We start from the raw sequence: 26,477 nt of genomic DNA, 5'->3' as shown, positions 1-26,477 counted from the left end.
AGAAGCCCGTGCGCTTCGAGATTCTGCGCCTGGACGATGTCGACGGATCCGCCGTGGACAGCACCGTCGTGGACGCGGCCTCCGTCAACCGGATCGTGCAGCAGGCCGCGTCTGTCGGCCAGCGCATTCTGATCCGACCGGCCGAGACGGCGACCTCCTGACCCACCTGACGCGAGCCGCCTGACGGCCGCCGCGTGCATGGACACCGATGCCCCGCACCGATCCGGTGCGGGGCATTCGCATGTGTGTCGCCGGGGCCGGCCGCCGTGGTGTCGGGGCCTCGTCCGCGCGGATGGGATCAGGAGGTGTGCACGACCTGGAGGACGCCGTTGATGATCTGCTGGACCGCGATGGCGGAGAGCATCATGCCGGCGAGCCGCGTCACCAGGACGACGCCGCCGTCCTTGATGACCCGGATGATCACCAGCGAGTAGCGCATGGTGATCCACAGGACGACGTGCATGGCGATGATCGCCGCCCAGACGGAGACCTGACCGCTGACGCCGTCCGCCTTCTGCACGGCGAGGATGACCGACACGATCGCGCCCGGCCCGGCCAGCAGGGGCATGCCGAGCGGGACGAGGGCGACGTTCACGTCCTTGGTCTGCTTGGGCTCGTCGGTCTTGCCGGTGAGCAGGTCCAGGGCGATGAGCAGGAGCAGCAGACCACCGGCGATCATCAGCGCCGGCACGGACACGTGCAGGTAGTCCAGGATCTGCTGGCCGCAGAGACCGAAGACGGCGATGACGCCGAAGGCCACGCAGACGGCCTGCCAGGCCATGCGGCGCTGCACCTTCGCGGGCCGCCCGGAGGTCAGGGCGAGGAAGATCGGCGTGATCCCGGGGGGGTCCATAATCACAAAAAGGGTGAGAAAAAGGGATCCGAAGACGGCGAAATCAAACACAGTGAGGCCTTGCAGGAGAGAGGGGTGAAGCGAAGAGAGGGCGGGGCGGGCGAGGAACGGGTCCTCGTTACGCGAGCGGTCCGCCGGCGCCGGGCACGGGGAACGCCCCGGTGGAACGGCGCGTGATCTCGCCGTAGATCTCGGGGTCGGTGGTGTACTCGCCGAGGCGACAGGACTTGCGGGTGCCGTGGTAGTCGCTGGACCCGGTGGTCAGCAGGCCCAGGTCCGCGGCCAGTGCGCGCAGCCGGGCCCGGGTGTCCGCGTCGTGGTCCATGTGGTCCACCTCGATGCCGTCCAGCCCGGCGGCCGCCAGGGCCTCGATCGCGGCCTCGGGGACGACCTGCCCGCGCTTGACCGCGGCGGGGTGCGCGAAGACGGTGACCCCGCCGGCCGCCTTGACGAGGCGGACGGCGTCGAAGGGGTCGAGTTCGTGCTTGCCGGCGTAGGCGCGGCCGCCATCGGCGAGCCAGTCCGCGGTGAACGCGTCGGACACGGTGGGCACGACGCCCAGGTCCACCATGGCGGTGGCGATGTGCGGACGGCCCACGGAGCCGTCGCCCGCGATGCGGGCGACCTGCTCCCAGGTGATGTCCACGCCGAGGTCCCGCAGCTTGCCGATCATGGCCTGCGCGCGGGGGGTGCGGTCGTCGCGGACCAGCTCCCGCTCACGGGCGAACCCGGGCTCCTCGGGATCGAAGAGGTACGCGAGCATGTGCATGCCGACGCCGTCGAGACGGCAGCTGAGTTCGGCCCCGGTGACGAGCGTGAGGCCGGCCGGCACGTGGGCGATGGCCTCGGCGTATCCCCCGACGGTGTCGTGGTCGGTCAGCGCGACCACGTCGAGCCCGGCGACGGCCGCGTTGCGGACCAGTTCGGCGGGGGTGTCGGTGCCGTCGGATGCCGTGGAGTGGGCGTGCAGGTCGATGCGCACAGCCGTGCTCCATGGTTCTCGTACGGGCGGGGGGACACTCCAGAATACCCAGCCCCGCGGGCCCCACGGCCCCACCGCACGGCGGGGGCGGTCAGGACGGGCCGAGGATCCGGGGGCTCAGGGCGCCGCAGGGAAGGAGTTCGACCTCGGCGCCCGCGTCGCGCAGATCCGTCAGGACCAGCTCGTCGTACATCAGCAGCCCCGACTGTTCGGGCCAGACGATCGCCCACAGCCACAACCCGCGCGCCTCGCCGGCGAAGACGGCCCGGTCGTCCGGGGCGCCGGTGACGTGCCACAGCGGTGTCGGCCGGCCGGCGGCGACGACCTTGGCGTGCGGCGGACCGGAGACGTCCATGTAGGGGCCCGGGTCGGGCGCGTCGATCCCCGCGTACCGGGCGCCGAGTCCGACGCCCAGCTCCTCGGCGATCAGCAGCAGCTCGCCGATGCCACCCAGGGGCCCGGGGCCCGAGCAGGCCACGGCGGTGGCCCGGCCCCCGCTGCGGTCGTCACCGGCGGCCGCGACCCCGGTGAACAGCCATCCGACCGGCAGCGGCCAGGGCATCCAGACCGGCACCTGCGCCCGGTGGACGACCACGCCCAGGCCCTCGACGCTCGGCGGGATGACGGGCTGCAAGGGATGGACGGCGCCGTGTACCGCGCACTGCCAGGAGTCGGCGAAAAGACCGGGTGCGCGGACCCGGCCACCGCACTTCGGGCAACTCGGTTCGCCCCTCATAGGAAGCACGCTCCTCCCCGCCCGGCGCCCCGTCAAGACGCGATCACCCGTCCGGATCCCATCCGTACCCGCTACCGGCGGCGCTCAGTCCAGTGCGACGGCGCTACGCAGAGGGTCCCGCAGATCCGTGCCGCGCGCGAGCCAGCGCTCCTGGAGCGCCGCGGCGCCGTGCACCCGCTTCCAGGCGGCCTCGTTCGCCGTCATCGGGAGGAGGGGGAGGAAGTGCACGGGGTCCATGGGCTCGTCCAGTTCCAGGTCGGGCACCAGCCCGCCCGGTTCCGCGACGAGCACCGAGGTGAACGGTGCCCCCTCCCAGAGCGGTTCGCCCACGTCGAGCGAGGCCCCCGGGGCGACGATCAGGCCCTCGACGACGGGGGACGCGCCGAGCACGGCGAGCGGTCGCAGCAGCCGGTCGGTGGGGGCGAGGCCCCCTCGGACGGTCAGCACCAGCTCGGCGCGCGGACCGCGCACCGGGTCGGCGACCACGGCGGTGGGGTCGGTCATCGGGTGGGCGGACATGCCGAGGGTCGCGTACCGCAGGAGGTCGCCCTCGGCGAAACGGAGGACCTCGATGCGATCGGTGCCCAGGAAGGTGACGGCGGCGCGGGCGTCGGGTTCACCGAACGCGGTCCGCAGCCGGGCCTCCACAAGAGCCAGAATTTCTGCCATGGAGCGAGCATAGAACTCGTATCCCCCGGGTAAAGGGCGGGTCTTGACCATCCGTCGGCTGATAGTGTTGACAGCTGGTTCGGCCCGCATGCAGAAGCATTGTTTCAAGGGCCGGACGACAGGACGTCCCCCACGGGGGACCGGCCGGAGGAGGTGGGGCTGCAATGGATCGAAGTCGATCGTGCAGTACCAATCGCTCTTCCACTGTCAGGCCGGGCGCACACCGCCCCCTGTGATCTTCCGATCAGTAGAAGAGCGACGGCAGAACTCAGTCCTCTCCGTCCTCCTCCTTCCGCCTGCCGGGGCCTGCCCGCCCGCTCGCAGCCGCGGAGGGTCTCCCACCCGTACGGTCCGCAGCCGTGCGCGCGAAGGAGCCTGCCATGTCGATGCTGCCTTACCTCCGTGCCGCCGTCCGTCCGGCCCTGCGCCGGTCCACCTCCGCGCAAGCCGGCTACGACACCACCCGTGACCCGTCCGCGAGCAGCGCGGTCGTCGACTGCGCCGTGTACCGCGACGGCCGGCGCGCACCCGGACCCGGATGCCTGACGCCCCGTGAGGCGATCCGTCGGGTCCGCGAGGACGGCGGGTTCGCCTGGATCGGCCTGCACGAGCCGACCGAGTCCGAGTTCGCGGGGATCGCCGCCATCTTCGGACTGCACCCGCTCGCCGTGGAGGACGCGGTGCACGCGCACCAGCGGCCGAAGCTGGAGCGCTACGACGACACCCTCTTCACCGTCTTCAAGACGATCCACTATGTCGACCACGCCCAACTGACCTCGACCAGCGAGGTGGTGGAGACGGGCGAGGTGATGTGCTTCACCGGCCCCGACTTCGTCATCACCGTCCGGCACGGCGGCCAGGGCTCCCTCAAGGGCCTGCGGCACCGCCTCCAGGACGATCCCGAGCTGCTGGCCCGGGGACCTTCCGCCGTGCTGCACTCCATCGCCGACCACGTCGTCGACGGGTACATCGCGGTCGCGGCGGCCGTCCAGGACGACATCGACGAGGTGGAGAGCGAGGTCTTCGCCGCGCCCGCCAAGGGCGCCACGCGCGGCGGCGACGCCGGCCGCATCTACCAGCTCAAGCGCGAGGTGCTGGAGTTCAAGCGGGCGGTCGCCCCGCTGCTGCGACCCATGGAGCTGTTGAGCGAGCGCCCGATGCGGCTGGTGGACCCGGACATCCAGAAGTACTTCCGCGACGTCGCGGACCACCTGGCGCGGGTGCACGAGCAGGTCGTGGGCTTCGACGAACTGCTGAACTCGATCCTCCAGGCCAACCTCGCGCAGGCGACCGTCGCCCAGAACGAGGACATGCGCAAGATCACCTCCTGGGCGGCGATCATCGCCGTGCCCACGATGATCTGCGGGGTGTACGGGATGAACTTCGCCCACATGCCGGAGCTCCAGTGGAAGTACGGCTACCCGATGGTGATGGTGACCATCGTCGGGACCTGCCTCACCATCCACCGGGCCCTCAGGCGCCACGGCTGGCTGTAGGGGATGTCCTGTCGATCGGGCCCGGATCCGAGGAGCCCGGCCCGACCGACAGGACACCGCCCTGCGAACCGACCGCGGCCGGCTACGCTGTCCCCATGACTCTCAGCACGTTCGATCTGGCCCTCGTCGAGGAGGCCGGCAAGAAGTCCGGACTGATCTGGGTCCGCGGCTCCGGGGCCGATCGAGCCCTGTGGCACGCCTGGGTGGACGGCGCCGCGCACGTGCTCGGCGACGGACCCGGGGAGCAGCCGTTCCCCGGGCTCGCGGACGGCTCGACGGCCGAGGTCACCGTACGCAGCAAGGACAAGGGCGGCCGGCTCGTCGCCTGGACGGCGACCGTGCGCGAACTCCCGCCGCGCGGCGAGGAGTGGCAGGCCGCCGTGGCCGAGCTGAAGGGCAAGCGGCTGAACGCCCCCGACTCCGAGCTGATGACGGAGCGGTGGGCGCGGGAGTGCCGGCTGCTGCGCCTGGAGCCCGAGGCCGTACGGGACGCGCTGCCGGCCGGGTCGCTGTCCGCGGCCCCGCTGCCCTCGCCCGCGACGACCCGCCGGGCCATCCCGGCGGGGCTGCCGAAGCTGCTGCTGAAGCGGCGCAAGGCCGCGCGCTGAACCTCGGGCCGTGACCACACGCCGAAGGTGAGCCGAGGGTCCGCGGCCGGTCAGCCGCCGGGGTTCGAGCCCTGGCCCGAGCTGCCGCTCGGGCTCGGCTTGACGCCGCCCTGGTTCCTGGTCGTGGGCAACTGGGACCCGTAGTCGACGGTCTGGTCCTTCGCGGGGGGATCCAGCGGGAAGGTCTGGCCCCAGTCCGCGAGCTCCACCCGGCCGGCGCCGCCCGCGCGCTCCATGAGCAGCGGGTAGGGGGTGCCGTCGAGGGACACCGAGAGGCGACCGCCCTTGCCTCCGTCGGCCAGGAGCGGCACCACGCGCGCCTGCCCGACCTTGCTGTACGGGCTCTTGGTGAGCTTGCCGTCGAGGCCGAGCAGCCCGTCGAGGAGGACGCCCATGTCCGTGAAGCCGCGGAACTGCTTGTAGGTGGGGTCGCTCTCGGGCACCTTCACGAACTTGTCGCCGAGCTTGCCGGCCGAGTCGGACTCGCCCCAGAAGGCGGCACTGGCCTTCAGGTAGAGCTGCTCCCCGACGCGCAGCAGCTGGAAGGTGTCCTCCTGGGACTTCACCTCGCCGGTGCCGCCGTCGGACTTCAGGCGCATGTCGAGCGTGAAGGACTTGCCGCCGCTGACCAGGGTGCCGGACAAATGCACCGAGGAGGCGGCGGTCGCCGCCGTCCGCGCCTGCGCCTCGATCTTGTCGGCGGAGAGCTTGCCGACCCCGTTGGTGCCCTTGTCGGGATCCTCGCCGCTGCCGCCGCCGCAGCCCGTTGCGGAGACGGCGAGGCCCGCGCACAGGACGCCGGCGACGGCGGCCCGGCGCAGCCGTGCGACAGGGAGGTTGGCGGTCACGGGCGGGTGCCTCTCGGTGGTTCCTCTGGGGGCGACAGGCAGCGTACCCGCCCACCCCTCGCGGCCCGCGCCCGCGTCCCGAGAGGGGTGCGGGGGCCCCGCGGGGCGGCCCCCCGCACGGCTCGGACGGCTGCGCCACCCCCGGCCGGGCGGCCCCACCAGGACGCTTTCCGGCGGCACGGGCTAGCCTGAGGCTCGGCACGACTCTTGATCGACGGTTGGTTCACGCTCTAGGAGGCGCTCGGATGGCTGCAGGCGCCCCGCGGATCTTCGTCTCGCATCTGTCGGGTGTGCCCGTCTTCGATCCCAACGGCGATCAGGTCGGCCGCGTCCGCGACATCGTCGCCATGCTGCGCGTCGGCGGTCGCCCGCCGCGGCTGCTGGGCCTGGTCGTCGAGGTGGTCAGCCGGCGGCGCATCTTCCTGCCGATGACCCGGGTGACGGGCGTGGAGTCCGGGCAGGTCATCACCACCGGTGTCGTCAACATGCGGCGCTTCGAGCAGCGCCCCACCGAGCGGCTGGTCCTCGGCGAGCTCCTCGACCGGCGCGTGCGGCTGACCGCGACCGGCGAGGAGGTCACCGTCCTGGACGTGGCCGTCCAGCAGTTGCCCGCCCGCCGGGACTGGGAGATCGACCGGATCTTCGTGCGCAAGGGCAAGGCGGGCGCGCTGCGCCGGCGCGGCGAGACCCTCACGGTGGAGTGGTCCGCGGTGAGCGGGTTCTCGTTGGAGGAGCACGGGCAGGGCGCCGAGAGCCTGGTGGCGACCTTCGAGCAGATGCGACCGGCCGACCTGGCGAACGTGCTGCACCACCTGACGCCGAAGCGCCGCGCCGAGGTCGCCAGCGCCCTCGACGACGACCGGCTCGCGGACGTCATGGAGGAGCTGCCCGAGGACGACCAGGTGGAGATCCTCGGCAAGCTGAAGGAGGAGCGCGCGGCCGACGTCCTGGAGGCGATGGACCCCGACGACGCGGCCGACCTGCTGTCCGAGCTGCCCGAGGACGACAAGGAACGGCTGCTGACGCTGATGCAGCCGGACGACGCCGCGGACGTGCGCCGTCTGATGTCGTACGAGGAGCGCACGGCGGGCGGTCTGATGACCACGGAGCCGATCGTGCTGCGCCCGGACGCCACGGTCGCCGACGCGCTGGCCCGGGTACGGCAGTCGGACCTGTCGCCGGCGCTGGCGGCGCAGGTGTACGTGTGCCGGCCACCGGACGAGACGCCGACGGGCAAGTACCTGGGGACGGTGCACTTCCAGCGGCTGCTGCGCGATCCCCCGTTCACCCTGGTCAGCTCGATCGTGGACACCGACCTGCCGCCGCTGCGGCCGGACGCCTCGCTGCCGGTGGTGACCAGCTACCTGGCCGCCTACAACATGGTCGCGGTGCCCGTGGTCGACGAGAGCGGCTCGCTGCTGGGCGCGGTGACCGTCGACGACGTGCTCGACCACCTGCTGCCGGACGACTGGCGGGAGACGGACTTCCATTCCGAGGAGGCCGTGAGTGGCCACTGAGCGGGGGCGTGGCGATCGGGGCCGCGGCGCCGGTGCCCCGCGCGGCGATGCCGCGCGCAAGCAGCGGCGGGAGCGGCGCGACCATGCCCGCGAGGGCCTGTCGGACCGGCTGGAGGAGGCCGCGGAGCGGCTGCGGGCCGACCGACCGGAACGTTCCGCCGACCGGTCCAAGGGGAGCGCCCCGTCCGGGTCGAGCGCGCTGACGCGTTCGCGCGTCCGTCTGGACCAGCCGCGGGCGGCGCGCCGCCGACTGTTGCCCGAGTACGACCCGGAGGCCTTCGGGCGGCTGTCGGAGAAGGTGGCGCGGTTCCTGGGCACGGGCCGGTTCATCGTCTGGATGACGATCGTCATCATCGCCTGGGTGCTGTGGAACATCTTCGCGCCCGCGCACCTGCGGTGGGACGAGTACCCGTTCATCTTCCTGACGCTGATGCTGTCGCTCCAGGCCTCGTACGCGGCCCCGTTGATCCTGCTCGCCCAGAACCGGCAGGACGACCGGGACCGGGTCAACCTGGGGCAGGACCGCAAGCAGAACGAGCGGTCCATCGCCGACACCGAGTACCTGACGCGGGAGATCGCCTCGCTGCGCATGGGCCTGGGCGAGGTCGCCACGCGCGACTGGATCAGGTCGGAGTTCCAGGACCTGATCAAGGAGATGGACGAACGGCGGCTGTTGGCCCCCGAACGTGACGAAGGCGACCGCTGACGGGCTTACCGGCGGCGTGCCGGCGAGCCGTACCATCGGGTCATGGCTACCGACACAAGCTCCGCCGACGCCGCCGTGCCCGAGCAGGACGCGATCCTGGACGCGCTGGCGACGGTGAACGACCCCGAGATCCACCGGCCGATCACCGAGCTCGGCATGGTCAAATCGGTGGAGATCGGCGACGGCGGCGCGGTCGCCGTCACCGTCTACCTGACGGTGTCGGGCTGCCCCATGCGCGAGACCATCACCAAGAACGTCACCGAGGCCGTCGAACGCGTCCCGGGCGTCACCTCCGTCGCCGTCACCCTCGACGTGATGAGCGACGAGCAGCGCAAGGACCTGGCGAACACCCTGCGCGGCGGCACCGCCGAGCGCGAGGTGCCCTTCGCCAAGCCGGGCTCGCTGACCCGTGTGTACGCGGTCGCGTCCGGCAAGGGCGGCGTCGGCAAGTCCTCGGTGACGGTGAACCTCGCCGCGGCGATGGCGGCGGACGGCCTGAAGGTCGGCGTGGTCGACGCGGACATCTACGGCCACAGCGTGCCGCGCATGCTCGGCGTGGCCGGGCGCCCCACCCAGGTCGAGAACATGATCATGCCGCCCTCCGCGCACGGCGTGAAGGTGATCTCCATCGGCATGTTCACCCCGGGCAACGCGCCGGTGGTCTGGCGCGGTCCGATGCTGCACCGCGCGCTCCAGCAGTTCCTGGCGGACGTGTTCTGGGGTGACCTGGACGTCCTGCTGCTCGACCTGCCGCCGGGCACCGGCGACATCGCGATCTCGGTGGCCCAGCTGGTGCCGAACGCCGAGATCCTCGTGGTGACCACCCCGCAGCAGGCCGCCGCCGAGGTGGCCGAGCGGGCCGGTTCGATCGCCGTGCAGACCCACCAGAAGATCGTCGGTGTCGTCGAGAACATGTCGGGCCTGCCGTGCCCGCACTGCGACGAGATGGTGGACGTCTTCGGCTCGGGCGGTGGGCAGAAGGTCGCCGACGGGCTGACGAAGACGGTCGGCGCCTCGGTGCCGGTACTGGGCTCGATCCCGATCGACGTCCGGCTGCGCGAGGGCGGCGACGACGGCACGCCCGTCGTCCTGTCCGACCCCGACTCCCCCGCCGGCGCGGCCCTGCGCGCCATCGCCGGCAAGCTCGGCGGGCGGGCCCGCGGCCTCTCGGGCATGTCGCTGGGGATCACCCCGCGCAACAAGTTCTAGGCCTCCCCCGTTTTCTCGCGTTCGCTCCCTGCGTCGCCGTCGTGGCGGCGCGGCCGCCCGGTGGCTACCGGTAGGCGTCCAGGTCCCCGATCACCGAGAAGCCGAGCCCGTACGCGCTCATGCCGCGCCCGTACGCGCCCAGGTGCACCCCGCCCCGGGAGCCGGCGAGCACCCAGCCGAACTCCGACTCGCGGTAGTGGAACGGCGTCGGCTCCCCGTCCACCGGCAGGGACAGCGTCGACCAGTCCTCGCCGTCGAGGTCGTCCGCGAGTTCCCAGGCCGCCTCGGTCTGCTGGTCGAGCCAGTCGTCGCGCAGGCTGTGGTCCATCTGGCCGGGCCAGCTGTAGGCCAGCAGGCCCGAGCCGGCCAGCCAGGCGGCCGAGGAGACCGAGGTGGCCTCCAGGACGCCGGTTCCGTCGGCGCTGCGGCGGAGCGGGTTGCTGGCGACGGTGATCACCACCGCGAAGCGTTCCTTCTCGCCGGTGGCGATCTCCCCGCGCACGGACGGCTCGTCACCGTGGCCGGTGGAACCGTGCTCCACGGTCCCGTCCGCGGCGGTGCCGACCTGCATCAGCCAGCGGGGGCCGGTGAAGGCCCCGTCCAGGCCGTACCAGGGGAAGTCTGCCCGCAGGTACCCCTCCGCCGCCCGACGGGCCGCAGGGGCGGGGCCGGCGCCCTCCTGGGCGGCCGCGGGGCTCTGTTGCGGGTCCTGCCGTGCCTGCGGGTCGTCCGCGGGCACCTCGGCGGGGATTTCGGCAGGCTGTGTGCCTACCCGGCTACTGCTCGTCGTCTCCATCTGGGCGGCCTCTCGTTCCCTGGGGTCCGGAACGGCCCTCCCCCTCGACTCGCTGGGGGGACCCCCTCCCTCGGGCGTCCTGCGTCCGGACGGACAGATGGAGGATAGCCATCCGACTCCGGATCGCAGGGCAGGCGGCGGCTCAGGTGGCGTCGGCGTCGAAGGGAGTGCGCTGCTCGGGGGACGGGGCGGCGGGCTTCTTCAGCAGGTCGGGTCCGGTGCTCGCGGCGGGCGCGGCGGCGGCCGCGGACGGGGTCGCGGGCGCGGCGGGCTCCTTGCCGTTCACGGCGTCGGTGACGTCGTTGAGCTCCTTGCGGAGGTCGAAACTGCTGCGGATGTCCTTGAGGTCCTCGTTCTCCGTCAGCTGCTTGCGGATGAACGTCTTGGGATTGAGGTCCTCGAACTCGAAGTCCTTGAACTCCGGACCCAGTTCGGAGCGGATGTCCTGTTTGGCACTGTCCGAGAACGACCGGATCTTGCGGATCACCCCGGTCACGTCCTGGATCATCTTCGGCAGTTTGTCCGGGCCGAACACGAGAATGGCCAGCACGACGATCGTGACCAGTTCGAGTGCGCCTATGTCGTTGAACACCTTGCCGCTCCTCGGCTCTCTTCACGTCGGGCCAGGACAACGGTACCCGGCGATGCCTCGGGACCCATACGCCCGTACCGCACGGGTACCACTTTCGTCGCCGTCCGGCGCCGGGGGGGCGTCGGGCGCGCTCCCGGTGTCACGAGCCGGCTCCCGGTGTCACGAGCCGTCGGCCGAACCCAGCACCACGTCCAGCGTGCGCTCCCTGCCGTCGCGCAGCACGGTCAGGTTCAGCGAATCCCCCGGCCGGTGGGCCCGGATCTTGATGATCAGCTCGTCCCCGCCGTGCACCCGCTGCCCGTCCACCTTGGTGATCACGTCGCCCGCCTTGATCCCGGCGCGGGCTCCCGGCCCGTCGGCGACGACCGAGGGCTTGCCGTCCCCGGCCTTGGTCCCGACACGGGCTCCGTCGCCCTTGTACTGCATGTCGAGGGTGACTCCGATGACCGGATGGGTGGCGTGCCCGGTGCTGATGAGTTCCTCCGCGACCCGCTTGCCCTGGTTCACGGGGATGGCGAAGCCGAGGCCGATGCTGCCGCTCTGGCGGTCGTCCTCGTCGCCGTCCGCGCTCTTGTCGGCGCCCCGGATGGCGCTGTTGATGCCGATGACGTGGGCGCGGGCGTCCAGGAGCGGGCCGCCGGAGTTGCCGGGGTTGATGGGTGCGTCGGTCTGGAGGGCGTCGACGTAGCTGATGTCGCTGCCGTCGCCCTTGTCGCCCCCCGCGGTGATGGGGCGGCCGGTGGCGCTGATGATGCCCGCGGTGACGGTGTTGGAGAGGTCGAAGGGGGCTCCGATGGCCACCACCGGGTCGCCGACCTTGACGTTCTCGGAGTTCCCGAGGGCCAGGGGCCGCAGGCCCCGCACCCCGTCGACCTTGACCACGGCCAGGTCGTAGCCGCCGTCCCGGCCGACGAGTTGGGCGGGCACGCTCTCCCCGGTACTGAAGGTGACCGTTATGTCCTTGGCGTCCGCGACGACGTGGTTGTTGGTGAGGATGTGTCCCTGCGGGTCGAGCACGAAGCCCGTGCCCGTGCCGCTGCCCCCGCCGCCGCTGACGTGGAGGGTGACCACACCGGGCAGCGCCGAGGCGGCGATCCCGGCGACGCTGTCGGGGGCCCGCCCCTTGGAGTCGACGGCGGCCTGCGGGAGTTCGAGGCGGATGCTGCTGCGGCGCTCCGCGAGGACGCCCAGGTAGCCGCCGACGCCGCCGGCGAGGAGGGCGACGCCGACCGCGAGGGCCACCACCTGCCACATCCGGAACCCGCGCGGCTCCGGACCCCGGTCCACCACGTGCAGCGGCCGGGCGGCCCAGGGGTCGTACCGCGGCGCGGCTTCGGGGCCCGCGTCGGGATCGGCCTCGCCGAAGGGATCGACCTCGGGACCGGCCTCGGCACCGATCACGGTCGCGGTGTCCGGGTCCGGAGCGGCTTTCGCGTACGGAGCGGCGGTCGCGTCCGCAGCGGCGTCATGATCGGGAGCGGCGTCCGGGTGGGGCAGGGCCCCGTGTTCCGGGTCCGAGCGCTGCGGGGGCACCTCCGCCGGACGCGCCTTCGCAGGGCCGTCGGGCCGGCTCCACCACTGTGGCGCCCGCGACGCATCGGTCTGCTGGCTGTCGGACATGCGCGCTCCCCGCGTACCTGTCGCACCGCCGGGCGGCGCATCTGCCGCCGATTCAACCAGGTCCGGCCATCGGGGGGAGCCCCGCCCCCGAACCCGCGACGCGAACGACGGGGCACGGGGCGGGGGTCGTCACCGGGACAGCGAGACCGCCGGGCGGGCCGACACGGTGGGGCCGGGCGAGGTCAGCGTGGGCAGGCCGCCGGGGCTGGGCAGCCGGTCACGGACCACGGCGTCGGTCAACGGCGCGTACGGCCCGGGCCGGGTGGCGGGCGCGTCTCCCCGGGCGTTCGGCTCGACGGCGTCCAGCGGCAGCGACCCGCCGAGCGCGATCGCGGCCAACGACACGGCTCCCGCGGCGACGAACGCGAAGCGACGTCTGGGTCGCCCCATCTCATGGATCCGGAAACCCTCGCGCGAAGGCGCCGGTGCGGCGTACCCGAAGGAGGACAACGGGTCGGCGCCCGGCGGGCCGGAGGGCGGCGGCGGGCCGTCGGGATTGCCACCCGGCAGGCCTTGGAGGCGGGCCAGCAGTCCCGCGGACAGCGGCGGGGGCGCGCTCTCCACGAACATGCTCTTCACCCGACGCTGCGCGTCGGCCTCGGCCTTGCACTTGGGGCAGGTGGCCAGGTGGGCGAGCACCCGCTCGCGCACGTCATGGCTCAACTCGCCGTCCACGAGGGCGGCGAGACGGTCGCCCAGATGTAGTTCGGCGGGGGACGGTCGGGCTCCGGTCACTCGGCTCCGCCCTCTCCCCCGGCACCCGGCGCACCCACCGCCACCCCGGCCAGCGCGCGCTGCTCCGCACGGGCCTCGGGAGACCGGTGCTTGAGCGCCTTGCGCAGGTGGGAGCGGCCGCGGTGGATGCGGCTGCGCACGGTGCCGAGCTTCACGCCGAGCGTGGCGGCGATCTCCTCGTACGACAGGCCCTCGATGTCACACAGCACCACGGCCGCGCGGAACTCGGGGGCGAGGGTGTCCAGCGCCTGCTGCACGTCCGCGTCGAAGTGCGTGTCGTGCAGCACCTGCTGGGGGGACGGCTCACGGCTGGGCAGCCGCTCGGCGGCGTCATCACCGAGCGCGTCGAAGCGGATCCGCTGCTTGCGGCGCACCATGTCCAGGAAGAGGTTCGTCGTGATGCGGTGCAGCCAGCCCTCGAACGTGCCGGGCGTGTACGTGGACAGCGAGCGGAAGACGCGGACGAAGACTTCCTGCGTCAGATCCTCGGCGTCGTGCTGGTTGCCCGTCAGGCGGTAGGCGAGACGGTAGACCCGCGCACTGTGCGTGCTGACGATCTCCTCCCACGAGGGAGGGGTCCACGCCTGCGAGCCCGCATCGGCGGCAAAGGTCGCGGTGGTAGCGGATGCGGCGGTGTGGAAGCGGTCAGCAATGTCGGTCACGGATTTCGGCTCGCCGGCCGACCAGAAGAGGCGTCTGAGCACGCCCCCACGATCCACAGGCGCAGCCGCACCTCCCCTGTCGGCTCTGGTGGTGTCCAGTGGAGTCCCTACCATAGCCACCCCTCCCGTCAGCTCCGGATAAAGATCTTTGCAGTAACTTTGCACGGGTCGCGGGCCTTCCGACGCCCCCGCTCGCCGTCTCGTCCACGGGTGTTCGCCGACCTCCGACGTCCGTCCCGCGCACACCTCTTTCAACGCCCGGTCCCATCTGCGGGTTCCCGACGTCAACGGATACAGTCACCGTTGCGCCAACTATGGGGACAGGAGAGGGTCATTAGCGGCAACCGGCAGACGAGCTGGGCGTTCGCCGACGCGTTTGTCGCCGAGGACGACGCTCTGCGATGGGCCCGCGACCGGTCCAGGGAGGCGGGACTGCGTTCGGTCTCCCCCGGAACCGGGGCAGCGCTGCGTCTGCTGGCCGCCACCGCGGACGCCAAGGCGGTCGCCGAGATCGGCACCGGCACCGGCGTCTCCGGCATCCACCTCCTCCACGGGATGCGCCCCGACGGGGTGCTGACCACCGTGGATCCCGAGGCCGACCGACAGGCCTTCGCCCGCCAGGCGTTCCGCGCCGCCGGCTTCGCGGGCAACCGGGCCCGCTTCATCCCCGGCCGCGCGCTGGACGTACTGCCGCGGCTCGCCGACGGCGGGTACGACCTGGTCTTCTGCGACGGGGACCCCTCCGAGTCCCTGGACTACCTCGCGGAATCGTTGCGGCTGCTGCGGCCCGGCGGGCTGGTGTGCTTCGAGGGGGTCTTCTCGGACGGCCGCACGGTCGACTCCGCGGCCCAGCCCGTGGAGGTGCTCCGGGTCCGCGAACTGCTGCGCACCGTCCGTGAGAGCCCCGCCCTGGAGGCCGCGCTGCTCCCCGTGGGCGACGGCCTGCTGTGCTCGGTCCGACGCTGATCCGCCGCGCCCGGTCGCCGCGGGGAACGACGCCGCCGCGGGGGAACGGATGTCGCCGCGCGCCCCGGGCACGGCGCGCGCCCCCGGACCGGTGTCGGCGCGACCTCGCGACCACGCCCCGGGAACAACACTGCCCCGGCCGCGTGACGCGGCCGGGGCAGTGCAGAGAATGCATGGTGAAAGTACTGCCGACCGGTTAGCCGACGACCTTCTTCAGGGCGTCACCCAGGGCGTCCGCTTCGTCCGGAGTCAGCTCGACGACGAGCCGACCGCCGCCCTCGAGCGGTACGCGCATGACGATGCCCCGCCCCTCCTTGGTGACCTCGAGCGGGCCGTCGCCCGTCCGCGGCTTCATGGCCGCCATGCTCGTTCCCCTTCCTGAAACCAGCTCATCGTCAGCCGACGGCCCCATTCAGGCGCCTAATACCCGGCATCGAACACATTGCTTCCCGGCCATTATCCCGCATGTCAGGACCCGATGACCAACATCGGTCGGGAACGCTTCTGCAACGCGCTTGACCAAAACCACTCATTTCGGGGACCCGCCTGCGATACTTCGCCGCTGCCCCGGCAAGAGCCGTCGGCTTTATTGACGCACATCACATGCCCGGCCGGGTTCGGGTCCGCCATGCTGGCCCTTGCACCGACCGATACCGGCCGGTAGCCAAACCCGCGACGAAGGGGGACCCCCGCCATGGCCGACAGCGTGCTCTACGAAGTGACCGACGGACTCGCGACCATCACGATCAACCGGCCCGACGCGATGAACGCCATGAACACCGAGACCAAGGTCGCCCTGCGCGACGCGGTCGAGGAGGCCGGCTCGGACACGGCGGTACGGGCGGTCCTGCTGACCGCGGCCGGCGACCGGGCCTTCTGCGTCGGTCAGGACCTCAAGGAGCACATCGGGAACCTGGCCGCCGACCGCGAGACCGGTTCGTCGCTGACGATGAGCACGGTCGCGGAGCACTACAACCCCATCGTGCGGGCGCTCACGCGGATGCCGAAGCCGGTGGTCGCGGGCGTCAACGGTGTCGCCGCCGGGGCCGGCTTCGGTTTCGCGCTGGCGGCCGACTTCCGGGTGGTGGCCGACACGGCGTCGTTCAACACCTCGTTCGCGGGGGTCGCGCTGACCGCCGACTCGGGCGTGTCCTGGACCCTGCCGCGCCTGATCGGCGCCTCGCGCGCCTGTGACCTGCTGCTCTTCCCGCGGTCCGTGAAGGCGAAGGAGGCGTTCGAGCTGGGCATCGCGAACCGCCTGGTGCCGTCCGAGTCGCTGGCCGCCGAGGCCGAGTCCGTGGCCCGCGCCCTCGCGGCGGGTCCCACGGTGGCCTACGCGGCCCTCAAGGAGTCCCTGGCGTACGGGGCCTCCCACGGCCTCTCCGAGGCCCTCACCCGCGAGGACGAGCTCCAGACGCGTGCCGGGGCGTCCGAGGACCACGGGATCGCGGTGCGGGCGTTCCTGGCGAAGGAGACCCCGAAGTACCTGGGTCGCTGATCGGCCGACCGGCGGTCGGCCGATCAGGCACGCACCGCGCCCCGGCCGCCGGCGCGTCGGCGCGTCGGCGGCCGGGGTGCGGTCAGGGTCCGTCGCGGGAGACGCAGTCGGCGAGGTGGTCGTTGACCAGACCGCAGGCCTGCATCAGGGCGTAGGCGGTGGTCGGGCCGACGAAGCGGATGCCGGCCTTCTTGAGTTCCTTCGCGAGGGCCGTGGACTCGTCGGTGATCGCCGGGACGTCGGCGACGGTCCTCGGCGCCCGACCCGGCCGCTTCGGGGCGTGGGACCAGATCAGCTCGTCCAGCCGCCCTTCCTTCCAGCCCGCCAGGACCCGCGCGTTCGCCAGCGTGGCCTCGATCTTCAGCCGGTTGCGGATGATGCCCTCGTCCAGCAGCAACCGTGCCGCGTCGCTCTCGTCGAACCGTGCCACGGCCGCGATCTCGAAGTCCGCGAACGCCTTCCGGAAGCCCTCGCGCCGCCGCAGGATCGTGATCCAGGACAGGCCCGACTGGAACGCCTCCAGGCACAGCCGCTCGTACAGCGCGTCGTCCCCGTGGACCGGGCGGCCCCATTCCGTGTCGTGGTAGTCGAGGTAGTCCTCGGTGGACACGGCCCACGGACAGCGCGGGTCGCCGTCGGGGCCGATGACCGCGGAGCCCGTCATCGGCCGTCCTTGCCGAGGTCCACCCGGCCCGCCTCGGCGGGGGGCGCGGCGTCCTCGGGCGCGGCCGCGAGCCGCGCCGTGAGTTCCGCGATCCGCGCGTCGCGCTCCGCCAGCTCGGCTCCCAGCCGGTCCAGTACGTCGTCGACCTCGGCCATCCGGTAGCCGCGCGGGGCGACGGGCAGGCGGAGCGCGTCGATGTCCGTCCGGGCGACGGGGCGGGCCTCGGGCAGCCCGTCGGCCACCCGGTCCGGCTCGGCCTCGGGCAGGACCGCCTCGGCACCTCCACCGACGACCGCGAGGGTGACCGCGGCGACGACCACGACCAGCGCGATCAGCAAGAACCAGAACACGATCATCTCCCTGAGAGGCTTCCGGGCACCAGGTTAAGGTCACAGACGAGGCGAGAGGGTCGCCGAAGGAGGAAAGAGCGGGATGCTGCGACTGGGCAGGCGCGAGTTCGACACCGACGAGCCGGTGATCATGGCCATCGTGAACCGGACTCCGGACTCCTTCTACGACCAGGGCGCGACGTTCCGCGACGAGCCCGCGTTGGACCGGGTCGAGCAGGCGGTCGCCGAGGGCGCCGCGATCATCGACATCGGTGGGGTCAAGGCCGGGCCGGGCGAGCACGTGGACGCGGTCGAGGAGGCCCGCCGCACCGTCGGGTTCGTGTCCGAGGTGCGGCGACGCCACCCGGACGTGGTGATCAGCGTGGACACCTGGCGGCACGAGGTCGGCGAGGCCGTGTGCGAGGCCGGCGCCGATCTGCTGAACGACGCGTGGGGCGGGGTGGACCCCCGGCTGGCGGAGGTCGCCGCCCGGTACGACGTCGGCATCGTCTGCACCCACGCCGGCGGGGTCGAGCCGCGCACCCGCCCGCACCGGACCTCGTACGAGGACGTGATGGCGGACATCCTGCGCGTCACGGTGGGGCTGGCCGAACGGGCGGCCTCGCTGGGCGTCCGGCGGGACGCGATCATGATCGATCCGGGTCACGACTTCGGGAAGAACACCCGCCACTCGCTGGAGGCCACCCGGCGCCTGGCGGAGATGACCGACACCGGCTGGCCGGTGCTGGTCTCCCTGTCCAACAAGGACTTCGTGGGCGAGACCCTCGACAAGCCGGTCAAGGAGCGCCTGCTGGGCACCCTGGCCACGACGGCCGTCTCGGCCTGGCTGGGCGCGCAGGTCTACCGGGTCCACGAGGTCGCGGAGACACGGCAGGTCCTGGACATGGTGCGCTCGATCCAGGGGCTGCGGCCCCCGGCGGTCGCCCGCCGGGGACTCGCGTAGCGCGTCGACGGACCTACTTGCCGACTTCCTTGGTCACCAGCGCGATCGCCTCGTCCACGTCGTCGGTGACGTGGAAGAGGTACAGGTCGCGCTCGGAGGCCTTGCCCTGCGCGATCACCGTGTTCTTCAGCCAGTCGATCAGCCCGCTCCAGTACTCCGTGCCGAACAGCACGATCGGGAAGCGGGTGATCTTCTGCGTCTGGACCAGGGTCAGCGCCTCGAACATCTCGTCCAGCGTGCCGAGTCCGCCCGGCAGGACCACGAAGCCCTGGCTGTACTTCACGAACATCGTCTTGCGGACGAAGAAGTAACGGAAGTTCAGGCCCAGGTCGACGTGTTGGTTCAGGCCCTGTTCGAAGGGCAGCTCGATGCCCAGGCCGACCGAGATGCCGTTGGCCTCGCGGGCGCCCTTGTTGGCCGCCTCCATGGCGCCGGGGCCGCCGCCCGTGATGACGGCGAAGCCGGCGTCGACGAGCGCGTGCCCGATCCGTACGCCGGCCTCGTACTCCGGCGAGTCCACCGGAGTACGGGCCGATCCGAACACGCTGATCGCCGGCGGCAACTCCGCCAGCGTGCCGAAGCCCTCGATGAACTCCGACTGGATGCGCAGGACCCGCCAGGGATCGGTGTGCACCCATTCGGAGGGTCCGGCCGAGTCCAGCAGCCGCTGGTCCGTCGTACTGCCCGCCTGGACCTGACTCCGCCTGCGCAGCACCGGGCCGAGCTGCTGCTCCTCGGGCCGACGACGAGCGTTCCCGCCGGGATTGCCGGGGTTGCCCATGATGTGCTCCCTCCTGCTGATCGTTGGATCAGGGTAGGCGCACAAAGGTGACGAGAAGCGGAATTCAGGAGGTCAGCCAGGCACGGAGTCGTTCCTCGCAGTGCAGGATCGCCTTCGTCTCGACCCGCTCGTCGACCTTGTGGGCCAGCAGCGCGTCGCCCGGACCGTAGTTGACCGCGGGGACGCCGAGGGCGCTGAAGCGGGATACGTCCGTCCAGCCGAACTTGGGCATGGCCCGGCCGCCGACGGCCTCCATGAACGCCGCGGCCGCCGGGTGGGCGAGGCCGGGCAGGGCGCCGCCGGAGGAGTCGTCGACCACGAACTCGGTGACGTCACAGTGCGCGAAGACCTCCTTGACGTGGGCCAGGGCCTCCGCCTCGTCCCGATCGGGGGCGTAGCGGAAGTTGACCGTCACCGTGCAGGAGTCCGGGATGACGTTGTTGGCGACGCCGCCCTCGATGCGGACCGCGTTGAGGCCCTCGTGGTACTCCAGCCCGTCGATGACGGGCTTGCGCGGTTCGTACGCGGCCAGGGTGGCAAGGATCGGGCCCGCGCCGTGGATGGCGTTGGAGCCCATCCAACTGCGCGCCGAGTGGGCGCGTTCGCCGCTGGTGCGCAGCAGGACCCGCAGGGTGCCCTGGCAGCCGCCCTCGACCTCGGCGTTGGAGGGTTCGAGCAGGACCGCGAAGTCGCCGACGAGCCAGTCGGGGTGGGCCTCGGCGACCTTGCCCAGGCCGTTGAGGTCGGCGGCGACCTCCTCCTGGTCGTAGAAGACGAAGGTGAGGTCCCGGTTCGGCTCGGGCACGGTGGCCGCGATGCGCAGTTGCACGGCGACGCCGGACTTCATGTCGGTGGTGCCGCAGCCCCACAGGACGTCGTTCTCGTCCAGTCGGGACGGGACGTTGTCGGCGATCGGCACGGTGTCGAGGTGCCCGGCGAGCACGACGCGTTCGCCGCGACCGAGGTGGGTGCGGGCGACGACGTTGTTGCCGAAGCGGTCGACGGTGAGGTGCGGGAGGCCGCGCAGCGCGTGTTCCACGAGGTCGGCGAGTACCTTCTCGTCGCCGCTCACGGAAGGGATGTCGACGAGCCGGGCGGTCAGCTCGGCAGCGTCCAGGGTGAGGTCCAGCTCGGATGGGGACATGGAACCGACCCTAACGCCCGGGTCGCCGCGGGGCCCGGTCCGTCCGTCGGGTGGACGCGTCCCGAAGGGCTCCCCGAGGGCCCGCCTCGAAGCCCGTTCCGAAGTCGGGGGACTCGTCAGGGGAGCCCGTCACCCGCCTCAAGTACGGTGGGCCGCGTGTCCCGCACCGATCACCCCCGTCCGCGTCGCCGTCGGCCTTGGCCCAAGGTCGCCGGCCTGCTCGTGCTGCTCGCGCTCGGCGGCTACCTCGTCGTCCAGTACGAGTCGACCGGCGGTGACGGTCCCCCGTACTGCACGGCCCGGACCTCGGGGGCGGGCGGCGACGACGGCTCGGGCCAGTCCTACGAGTTGTCCCCGGAGCAGGCGGCGAACGCGTCGACGATAGCCGCCGTCGGCATCGCGAAGGGGCTTCCGGAGCGGGCGGTGACGATCGCGCTGGCGACCGCGATGCAGGAGTCGGCGCTGCGCAATCTGGACCACGGCGACCGGGACTCGCTCGGGCTGTTCCAGCAGCGGCCCTCGCAGGGCTGGGGCACCGCGGCGCAGATCATGGACCCGGTGTACTCGGCGGGCATCTTCTACGACCGGCTCGCCGAGGTGAAGGGGTACTCGCGGCTCCCCCTGACGGTGGCCGCGCAGAAGGTACAGCTCAGTGGTTTCCCGCAGGCGTACGCGAAGCACGAGCCGGACGCGGTCGTGCTGACCGCGGCGTTCGGCGGCGAGGGCTCGGTGGACTGCGGCGGTCCCGCTCCCACCGCGCCGGGCGATCCGGAGCGGGTGCGGACGGAGCTGACGCGGATCTTCGGCAAGCAGATGCGGCTCGACGCCCGCGCCGAGCCGGCGACCGCCGGGGAATCCGGTCCGGTCGGGCAGAGCGAGGTCGCGGTCGCGCCGACGCGCGGCACCGACGAGGCCGAGCGGCGGCGCAACCGGCTGGTGGCGCAGTGGGCGGTGGCGCACGCGCGCGACATGGGCATCGCGCGGGTGTCGTACGCCCCGGGGAGCTGGGTCGCGGGCGAGTCCGACGGCCGGTGGCGGGCGAAGGGCGGGACGGGGGCCGGGGGCGTGGCCGGCGATGCGCCCGCCGCGGGCTCCGACGGGGTGCGGATCTTCCTGGCGCGCTGAGGAGGTCCGTCGAACGCCACGACGCGAGGCCGGTCGAAGGCGGCGCGACCGGGGGCTCGTTCACCGGCTCGTTCACGGCCTCGATCAGGGGCTCGTTCGGGCGTGCGGGACGTCCCTCGTACGGGGGTGACCGGTTCGGGGGACCTCGGGGGGTCCGGTCGGACGGAACGCCTGGTGGGCGCGTGTCCGGTGCGCTTTTCCCGGAAGCCGATTAAACGATGCGTTACTGATCCTTTACCCGACGCGTCCGCAACTTCGCCCGCCCCATGAGCGGTTGTACACGGCGTACTCAGCCGCTACCGCTTAGGAGCAACATGTCCCTCCCCCTGACCCGTCGGATCGCCCGTGCCGCGCTGCTCCTCGCAGCCGGCGCAGCTCCCGTGGTCGGTGCGGCCGGCGCGGCCAGCGCCGCGGGCCTGGAGTCCGTGCCGCAACTGGGCGCGCTCACCGCGCCGGACGCCGCCGCCGGCGCGGGCGACACCGCCGCGACGGCCACGGACGCCGTGACGAAGGCCGCCCCGGCCGAACTCACCGGCGCGGCCGGCCCGCTGCTGGCCGGCCTGCCGACCTCGGGCCTGCCGACCTCGGGGCTGCCGACCGACGCGCTGCCCACCTCCGGGCTGCCCTCGGCCGAGACCCTCCCGCTGGGCGGCCTGCCGCTGGCCGGCGGTCTGGGCGGCTGACCACCGCGCGGACGAGAACACCGAGGGGCCGGGAGCACGAACTCCCGGCCCCTCGGGCTGTCCGCGGTGCCCCGCGGGCCGCTCCCGGCTCAGCCGAGGCGCTTGACCGCGGCCTCGACCCGCTCGTCGGTGGCGGTGACGGCGACGCGGACGAAGTTCGCGCCCGCCTCCCCGTAGAAGTCGCCCGGGGCGACCAGGATGCCCAGCTCGGCGAGGTGGGCCACGGTCTGCCAGCAGGGCTCGTCGCGGGTCGCCCACAGGTACAGGCCGGCCTCGCTGTGCTCGATGCGGAAGCCGTGCGCCTCCAGCGCGGTGCGCAGCGCGTCGCGGCGGGCCGCGTAGCGGGCGCGCTGCGCGGCGACGTGGGCGTCGTCGCCGAGGGCCGCGACCACGGCGTTCTGTACGGGGGCGGCGGTCATCATGCCGCCGTGCTTGCGGATCTCCAGCAGCTCGCCCAGCACCGCGGCGTCACCGGCGATGAAGGCGGCCCGGTACCCGGCGAGGTTGGACCGCTTGGAGAGCGAGTGGACGGCCACGATGCCCTCGTACGAGCCGCCGCACACGTCGTCGTGGAGGACCGAGACGGGGTCGGTGTCCCAGCCCAGTTCCAGGTAGCACTCGTCGCTGAACAGCAGGACGCCGTGCTCGCGCGCCCAGGCCACGATCCGGATCAGGTCTTCCTTGGGGATGACCTTGCCGGTGGGGTTGGACGGGGAGTTGAGCCACAGCAGCTTCACGCCGGCCGGGTCGAGTTCGGTCGGGTCGTCGTACACGACGGCCTCGGCGCCGCACAGGCGCGCGCCGACCTCGTACGTCGGGTAGGCGAGCCGGGGGTAGGCCACCTTGTCGCCCGTGCCGAGGCCCAGTTGGGTCGGCAGCCAGGCCACCAGTTCCTTGGAGCCGACCACCGGCAGCACGTTGCGGTGTCCGGCGGCGCTCGCGCCGAGGCGTCCGCGCAGCCATCCGGTGATCGCGTCGCGCAGGGCGACCGTGCCCCACACCGTCGGGTAGCCCGGGGAGTCCGCGGCCTCGATCAGGGCGCGCCGGATGACCTCGGGGACCGGGTCGACGGGCGTGCCGACCGACAGGTCGACGATCCCGTCCGCGTGGGCGACCGCCGTCGCCTTGTACGGCTCCAGCTTGTCCCAGGGGAAGGCGGGAAGACGGTCGGATACTGCGGCCACGGTGGTCTCTGCTTTCTGCTGGTACGGGGCGCCGCGTGCGGCCGGAACGACTCGGTCCCGTCGCGGCGGGCAGCCGAACGGGACCGAGGATGTACGCGCCTTGCCTGGACCGGCGTCGTCAGTGCGACGCGTTGATGTCCGCGGGCAGGGCGGCGACGAAGGGGTGATCGCGCTCGATCAGGCCCAGCTTCGAGGCACCACCGGGCGAACCGAGCTCGTCGAAGAACTCGACGTTCGCCTTGTAGTAGTCCTTCCACTCCTCCGGAGTGTCGTCCTCGTAGAAGATGGCCTCGACCGGGCAGACCGGCTCACACGCACCACAGTCGACGCACTCGTCCGGGTGGATGTACAAGGACCGCTGGCCCTCGTAGATGCAGTCGACGGGGCACTCTTCGATGCATGCCTTGTCCTTGACGTCGACACAAGGCTCCGCGATGACGTAGGTCACGCTCTCGTTCCTCCTCGGTAGGGCTTTCCATATCGCGCGGGAGCGCGGCGTCGTCGATGCCCGCACCTAGTATCTCCGTTCCCGGGCACGATCCGAACAGGAGGGGCGGACAGAGCTGTGGAAATCACTGCCGGTGGGCTGCTGGAGATCCGTATCACCGCTGCTGACGTGGGTAAACGAGTCTCTGTACGACGGGTGGAGGACGGGCGGAGCGGCTCCCCCTCGTTCACGGACACCATCGGGGTTCTCACATCCTGGAACGACGGTGTGCTCACGATCACACGCAAGGACGGCACGACCGTCCGCATCGCGGAATCCTCGCTGGTGGCGGGCAAGACGGTGCCCGCCGCGCCGGCCCGCCGCAGGGGTCCCGCGGCCTCCTTCGAGGAGCTCGCGCGGGTGACGGCGCGGGCCTGGCAGCCGCTGGAGAGCGAGCCGCTCGGCGCGTGGACGCTGCGTGCGGCCGGGGGCTTCACCCGGCGGGCCAACTCGGTGCTTCCGCTCGGTGACCCGGGGATACCCGTCCCGGAAGCACTCGCGCGGGTGACGTCCTGGTACGCGGAGCGCGGACTTCCGGCGTATGTGCAGGCCGCGACGGGCGCGGCGGGGACCCAGGAGCTGCTGTGCGCGGAGCTGGAGCGGCTGGGGTGGGTCAACGAGGTCTCGGCGCAGGTGCGGATCGGGGCGCTCGCGCCGATCGCGGACGTGGACGCGGACGTGTCGGACGTACGGCTGCTGCGCGCCCCGGACGAGCGGTGGCTGTCCCGCTACGGGAAGGTCCGCGACCCCGACCTGGCGCGCCGGATGCTGGTCGAGGGGCCCTCGGTGTGGTTCGCCGTGCTGGGCGGCGGCCGGGCGATCGGGCGGATGGTGGTGGACGGGCGCTGGGCCGGTTTCGGCGCGGTGGACGTCGATCCTGAGCACCGGCGGCAGGGCCTGGCCACGGCCGTGATGGCGGCGCTGTCCCGGCGGGCCCTGGAGGAGGGCGCCTCGGCGGCCTGGCTCCAGGTGGAGGCGGAGAACCCGGGCGCGCGGGCCCTGTACGACGGCCTGGGCTTCGCGACGCACCACGCCTACCACCACTTCCGGGCGGCGGCGTGAGTTCCGCGTCGCGGGCCCGGTTCGCGGAGGAGGCCCGCTCGGAGCGGCCGGACCTGGCCCTGCTGTGCCTGCTGCTGGCGGCGGAGGCCGACCCCGACCTCGACGAGCGCGGCATCGACTGGGCGCAGATCGAGCTCGACAGGCTGGCGGGCATGCTGCCGTACGGCCTGCGCGGCGGGCGGGCGTGGGCCTCGGCCGTGACGGAGCTGCTGGGTGGCCGGCTGGGCTTCCACGGCACGCCGGCGGACTACGAACGGTTGTCGTCCTCCCTGCTGCACCAGGTGCTGCGGCGCCGCCGGGGCCTGCCGATCCTGCTGTCGGTGGTCTGGCTGGAGGTGGCGCGGCGGGCGGGCGCGCCGGTGTACGGGCTGGGCCTGCCGGGGCACTTCGTGGTGGGTTTCGGCGACCCGGAGGAGGGGGTCGTCGTGGACCCGTTCGCGGGGGGCGCCTCGCTGGGCGCCGGTCCCGCGGAGTCGGCCGCAGAGCCCAGGACTCCGGCGCGCACGTTGGACGTCGTGCTGCGGATCCTGAACAACATCCGGGCGTGGGCCTCGACCCGGCCGGAGCACTCGGCGGTCGCGCTGTGGGCGCTGGACCTGTCGCTGCTGCTGCCGTCGCACCCGGCGTCGCTGCGCTACGAGCGGGGGCGGTTGCTGGTGGAGCGGGGCGAGTTCGTGACGGGGGCGGTGGAGCTGGAGGCGTACGCGGAGGTGGTGGACGCGGTGGACGTGGGGGCGGCGGCCCGGATCCGCGCGGAGGCCGTGTCGGCCCGGGCCCTCCTGAACTGAGGACCGGACCGGGGCCGATCAGAGCCAGCCCTTCTCGCGGGCCGTGCGGATGGCTTCGGCGCGGTTGCGGGCGGCGAGCTTCTGGATCGCCGTCGAGAGGTAGTTCCGCACGGTGCCCGGGGACAGGTGCAGGCGTTCGGCCAGTTCCGCGTTGGTCGCGCCGCGTTCCGCCGCCCGCAGGACCTCCCGCTCCCGGTCCGTCAGCGGGTTCGCGCCCTCCGCGAGGGCCGCCGCCGCCAGGGTGGGGTCGATGACGCGCTCCCCCGCCAGGACCCGGCGTACCGCGTCCGCCAACTGCGCGGCCGGCGCGTCCTTGACGAGGAACGCGGAGGCTCCCGCCTCCATCGCGCCGCGCAGGTAGCCGGGGCGGCCGAAGGTGGTGAGGACGACGATGCGCAGCCCGGGCAGGGCCGCCCGCAGTGCGGCCGCGGCCTCGATGCCCGTCATGCCGGGCATCTCGATGTCCAGCAGGGCGACGTTCACGTCGTGGGCGCGGGCCGCGGCCACCACCTCGTCGCCGCGCGCGACCTGGACGAGGACTTCGATGTCGGGTTCGAGGCCGAGCAACGCGGCCAACGCCTCCCGGACCATGGACTGGTCCTCGGCGAGGAGGATCCTGATGGGCCGTGAGGTCATGGGGTCGATCCTAGTAGGGCTTGGTCAGGTCGGCTGTGATTGAGCGTGTCCTTCTGGTTCGGTGTTGCGTTGAGTGAGCGTGACTCCGGACGAAATTGCGGCTGTACGTGGCGAGTTGGAGGACTTCGCGGCGGAGG

The 26,477-nt window shown here is 72.4% G+C and carries 30 protein-coding genes and 1 pseudogene; 13 read left to right on the top strand and 18 right to left on the bottom strand.

The genetic code is table 11. The features are described from left to right. Nucleotides 1-8: 8 nt before the first annotated feature. Nucleotides 9-161, top strand: a complete 153-nt coding sequence (locus OTB19_RS25240) for a hypothetical protein (protein WP_267800689.1) — start codon at nucleotides 9-11, stop codon at nucleotides 159-161. 137 nt (nucleotides 162-298) lie between these two features. Here OTB19_RS25240 and OTB19_RS25235 read toward each other — a convergent pair whose 3' ends face one another. From OTB19_RS25235 to OTB19_RS25220, 4 genes are all read right to left on the bottom strand, one after another. Next, nucleotides 299-904: a MarC family protein gene (locus OTB19_RS25235; RefSeq protein WP_267800688.1), complete on the bottom strand. Its 606-nt coding sequence runs from the start codon at nucleotides 902-904 to the stop codon at nucleotides 299-301. A gap of 67 nt (nucleotides 905-971) precedes the next feature. Next, on the bottom strand, nucleotides 972-1,835 hold the full coding sequence (locus tag OTB19_RS25230) for a PHP domain-containing protein (protein ID WP_267800687.1): 864 nt from the start codon (nucleotides 1,833-1,835) through the stop codon (nucleotides 972-974). Between the two features lie 91 nt (nucleotides 1,836-1,926). Further along, a complete protein-coding gene (locus OTB19_RS25225) occupies nucleotides 1,927-2,571 on the bottom strand; it encodes a DUF6758 family protein (RefSeq protein WP_267800686.1) in 645 nt (214 codons plus the stop codon). 84 nt (nucleotides 2,572-2,655) lie between these two features. Continuing rightward, a complete protein-coding gene (locus tag OTB19_RS25220; RefSeq protein WP_267800685.1) occupies nucleotides 2,656-3,240 on the bottom strand; it encodes a suppressor of fused domain protein in 585 nt (194 codons plus the stop codon). A 380-nt stretch (nucleotides 3,241-3,620) separates the two neighbouring features. Between OTB19_RS25220 and OTB19_RS25215 the strand changes: the two genes are divergently transcribed. Both OTB19_RS25215 and OTB19_RS25210 read left to right on the top strand, forming a co-directional pair. Next, nucleotides 3,621-4,736 carry a magnesium and cobalt transport protein CorA gene (locus tag OTB19_RS25215; protein ID WP_267800684.1) on the top strand — a complete coding sequence of 372 codons (1,116 nt, stop codon included), beginning with the start codon at nucleotides 3,621-3,623 and terminating at the stop codon, nucleotides 4,734-4,736. Nucleotides 4,737-4,831: 95 nt separating this feature from the next. Continuing rightward, nucleotides 4,832-5,344, top strand: coding sequence for a hypothetical protein (locus OTB19_RS25210; protein ID WP_267800683.1), 513 nt, complete (start codon nucleotides 4,832-4,834; stop codon nucleotides 5,342-5,344). A 50-nt stretch (nucleotides 5,345-5,394) separates the two neighbouring features. Here the strand turns inward: OTB19_RS25210 and OTB19_RS25205 are convergent, their stop codons facing one another. Then, a complete protein-coding gene (locus tag OTB19_RS25205; RefSeq protein WP_267800682.1) occupies nucleotides 5,395-6,192 on the bottom strand; it encodes a hypothetical protein in 798 nt (265 codons plus the stop codon). A gap of 245 nt (nucleotides 6,193-6,437) precedes the next feature. Between OTB19_RS25205 and OTB19_RS25200 the strand changes: the two genes are divergently transcribed. The 3 genes from OTB19_RS25200 (at nucleotide 6,438) to OTB19_RS25190 (ending at nucleotide 9,624) form a co-directional block, all read left to right on the top strand. Beyond that, nucleotides 6,438-7,709, top strand: coding sequence for a magnesium transporter MgtE N-terminal domain-containing protein (locus OTB19_RS25200; RefSeq protein ID WP_267800681.1), 1,272 nt, complete (start codon nucleotides 6,438-6,440; stop codon nucleotides 7,707-7,709). A gap of 199 nt (nucleotides 7,710-7,908) precedes the next feature. Beyond that, entirely contained in the window at nucleotides 7,909-8,415 is a 507-nt protein-coding gene (locus OTB19_RS25195; protein ID WP_420716904.1) for a DUF1003 domain-containing protein, read from the top strand. Nucleotides 8,416-8,457: 42 nt separating this feature from the next. Continuing rightward, a complete protein-coding gene (locus OTB19_RS25190) occupies nucleotides 8,458-9,624 on the top strand; it encodes an Mrp/NBP35 family ATP-binding protein (protein ID WP_267800680.1) in 1,167 nt (388 codons plus the stop codon). 64 nt (nucleotides 9,625-9,688) lie between these two features. On the opposite strand, the gene OTB19_RS25185 is transcribed toward OTB19_RS25190, so the two are convergent. The 5 genes and pseudogenes from OTB19_RS25185 to sigE form a co-directional block, all read right to left on the bottom strand. After that, nucleotides 9,689-10,420 (bottom strand): hypothetical protein, encoded by a 732-nt coding sequence (locus OTB19_RS25185; RefSeq protein ID WP_267800679.1) that lies wholly within the window; start codon nucleotides 10,418-10,420, stop codon nucleotides 9,689-9,691. A 142-nt stretch (nucleotides 10,421-10,562) separates the two neighbouring features. Then, on the bottom strand, nucleotides 10,563-11,012 hold the full coding sequence (locus OTB19_RS25180; protein WP_267800678.1) for a sec-independent translocase: 450 nt from the start codon (nucleotides 11,010-11,012) through the stop codon (nucleotides 10,563-10,565). Between the two features lie 159 nt (nucleotides 11,013-11,171). Further along, nucleotides 11,172-12,692, bottom strand: coding sequence for a S1C family serine protease (locus OTB19_RS25175; RefSeq protein WP_267800722.1), 1,521 nt, complete (start codon nucleotides 12,690-12,692; stop codon nucleotides 11,172-11,174). 201 nt (nucleotides 12,693-12,893) lie between these two features. Then, nucleotides 12,894-13,367, bottom strand: a pseudogene (locus OTB19_RS25170) (zf-HC2 domain-containing protein); the annotation flags it as partial. Beyond that, entirely contained in the window at nucleotides 13,364-14,143 is a 780-nt protein-coding gene (gene sigE, locus OTB19_RS25165; RefSeq protein ID WP_267800677.1) for an RNA polymerase sigma factor SigE, read from the bottom strand. The gene sigE and the pseudogene OTB19_RS25170, both read right to left, overlap by 4 nt. A gap of 189 nt (nucleotides 14,144-14,332) precedes the next feature. Here sigE and OTB19_RS25160 point away from each other — a divergent pair, with 189 nt between their 5' ends. Further along, complete coding sequence (locus OTB19_RS25160) at nucleotides 14,333-14,995, top strand: O-methyltransferase (protein WP_267800676.1); 663 nt, start codon at nucleotides 14,333-14,335, stop codon at nucleotides 14,993-14,995. Between the two features lie 196 nt (nucleotides 14,996-15,191). Here OTB19_RS25160 and OTB19_RS25155 read toward each other — a convergent pair whose 3' ends face one another. Further along, entirely contained in the window at nucleotides 15,192-15,359 is a 168-nt protein-coding gene (locus OTB19_RS25155; RefSeq protein WP_003966491.1) for a DUF3117 domain-containing protein, read from the bottom strand. A gap of 330 nt (nucleotides 15,360-15,689) precedes the next feature. Between OTB19_RS25155 and OTB19_RS25150 the strand changes: the two genes are divergently transcribed. Then, the gene (locus OTB19_RS25150) at nucleotides 15,690-16,493 is read left to right on the top strand and encodes an enoyl-CoA hydratase/isomerase family protein (protein ID WP_267800675.1); all 804 of its coding nucleotides are present in this window, start codon (nucleotides 15,690-15,692) and stop codon (nucleotides 16,491-16,493) included. A gap of 82 nt (nucleotides 16,494-16,575) precedes the next feature. Here OTB19_RS25150 and OTB19_RS25145 read toward each other — a convergent pair whose 3' ends face one another. Together OTB19_RS25145 and OTB19_RS25140 are read right to left on the bottom strand one after the other, a co-directional pair. Then, nucleotides 16,576-17,157: a DNA-3-methyladenine glycosylase I gene (locus OTB19_RS25145; RefSeq protein ID WP_267800674.1), complete on the bottom strand. Its 582-nt coding sequence runs from the start codon at nucleotides 17,155-17,157 to the stop codon at nucleotides 16,576-16,578. Beyond that, the gene (locus OTB19_RS25140; RefSeq protein WP_267800673.1) at nucleotides 17,154-17,513 is read right to left on the bottom strand and encodes a DivIVA domain-containing protein; all 360 of its coding nucleotides are present in this window, start codon (nucleotides 17,511-17,513) and stop codon (nucleotides 17,154-17,156) included. The genes OTB19_RS25145 and OTB19_RS25140 overlap by 4 nt, the downstream gene beginning before the upstream one ends. A 76-nt stretch (nucleotides 17,514-17,589) precedes the next feature. Here OTB19_RS25140 and folP point away from each other — a divergent pair, with 76 nt between their 5' ends. Next, on the top strand, nucleotides 17,590-18,450 hold the full coding sequence (gene folP / locus OTB19_RS25135; protein WP_053680480.1) for a dihydropteroate synthase: 861 nt from the start codon (nucleotides 17,590-17,592) through the stop codon (nucleotides 18,448-18,450). Between the two features lie 13 nt (nucleotides 18,451-18,463). On the opposite strand, the gene OTB19_RS25130 is transcribed toward folP, so the two are convergent. Together OTB19_RS25130 and dapE are read right to left on the bottom strand one after the other, a co-directional pair. After that, nucleotides 18,464-19,231: a TIGR00730 family Rossman fold protein gene (locus tag OTB19_RS25130; RefSeq protein ID WP_267800672.1), complete on the bottom strand. Its 768-nt coding sequence runs from the start codon at nucleotides 19,229-19,231 to the stop codon at nucleotides 18,464-18,466. Nucleotides 19,232-19,295: 64 nt separating this feature from the next. After that, nucleotides 19,296-20,375, bottom strand: a complete 1,080-nt coding sequence (gene dapE, locus OTB19_RS25125) for a succinyl-diaminopimelate desuccinylase (RefSeq protein ID WP_267800671.1) — start codon at nucleotides 20,373-20,375, stop codon at nucleotides 19,296-19,298. A gap of 156 nt (nucleotides 20,376-20,531) precedes the next feature. On the opposite strand from dapE, the gene OTB19_RS25120 reads away from it, so the two are divergent. Together OTB19_RS25120 and OTB19_RS25115 are read left to right on the top strand one after the other, a co-directional pair. Beyond that, entirely contained in the window at nucleotides 20,532-21,500 is a 969-nt protein-coding gene (locus OTB19_RS25120; RefSeq protein WP_267800670.1) for a hypothetical protein, read from the top strand. A 314-nt stretch (nucleotides 21,501-21,814) separates the two neighbouring features. After that, complete coding sequence (locus OTB19_RS25115) at nucleotides 21,815-22,183, top strand: ATP-binding protein (RefSeq protein ID WP_267800669.1); 369 nt, start codon at nucleotides 21,815-21,817, stop codon at nucleotides 22,181-22,183. Nucleotides 22,184-22,272: 89 nt separating this feature from the next. Here OTB19_RS25115 and dapC read toward each other — a convergent pair whose 3' ends face one another. Then, the gene (gene dapC / locus OTB19_RS25110; protein WP_267800668.1) at nucleotides 22,273-23,367 is read right to left on the bottom strand and encodes a succinyldiaminopimelate transaminase; all 1,095 of its coding nucleotides are present in this window, start codon (nucleotides 23,365-23,367) and stop codon (nucleotides 22,273-22,275) included. A gap of 118 nt (nucleotides 23,368-23,485) precedes the next feature. Next, the gene (gene fdxA / locus OTB19_RS25105; RefSeq protein ID WP_267800667.1) at nucleotides 23,486-23,815 is read right to left on the bottom strand and encodes a ferredoxin; all 330 of its coding nucleotides are present in this window, start codon (nucleotides 23,813-23,815) and stop codon (nucleotides 23,486-23,488) included. Between the two features lie 117 nt (nucleotides 23,816-23,932). Here fdxA and OTB19_RS25100 point away from each other — a divergent pair, with 117 nt between their 5' ends. Together OTB19_RS25100 and OTB19_RS25095 are read left to right on the top strand one after the other, a co-directional pair. Continuing rightward, nucleotides 23,933-24,916, top strand: a complete 984-nt coding sequence (locus OTB19_RS25100) for a GNAT family N-acetyltransferase (RefSeq protein ID WP_267800666.1) — start codon at nucleotides 23,933-23,935, stop codon at nucleotides 24,914-24,916. Beyond that, nucleotides 24,913-25,704, top strand: a complete 792-nt coding sequence (locus OTB19_RS25095) for a transglutaminase-like domain-containing protein (protein WP_267800665.1) — start codon at nucleotides 24,913-24,915, stop codon at nucleotides 25,702-25,704. Before OTB19_RS25100 ends, OTB19_RS25095 begins: the two co-directional genes overlap by 4 nt. Before the next feature lie 18 nt (nucleotides 25,705-25,722). Here the strand turns inward: OTB19_RS25095 and OTB19_RS25090 are convergent, their stop codons facing one another. Beyond that, a complete protein-coding gene (locus OTB19_RS25090) occupies nucleotides 25,723-26,340 on the bottom strand; it encodes a response regulator (RefSeq protein WP_267800664.1) in 618 nt (205 codons plus the stop codon). Nucleotides 26,341-26,477: the final 137 nt, after the last annotated feature.

This window comes from Streptomyces sp. H27-H5, assembly GCF_026627505.1.
Classification (GTDB): domain Bacteria; phylum Actinomycetota; class Actinomycetes; order Streptomycetales; family Streptomycetaceae; genus Streptomyces.
Note: the sequence above shows the minus strand (reverse complement) of the source record. Positions and strands in the feature narration are given on the sequence as shown.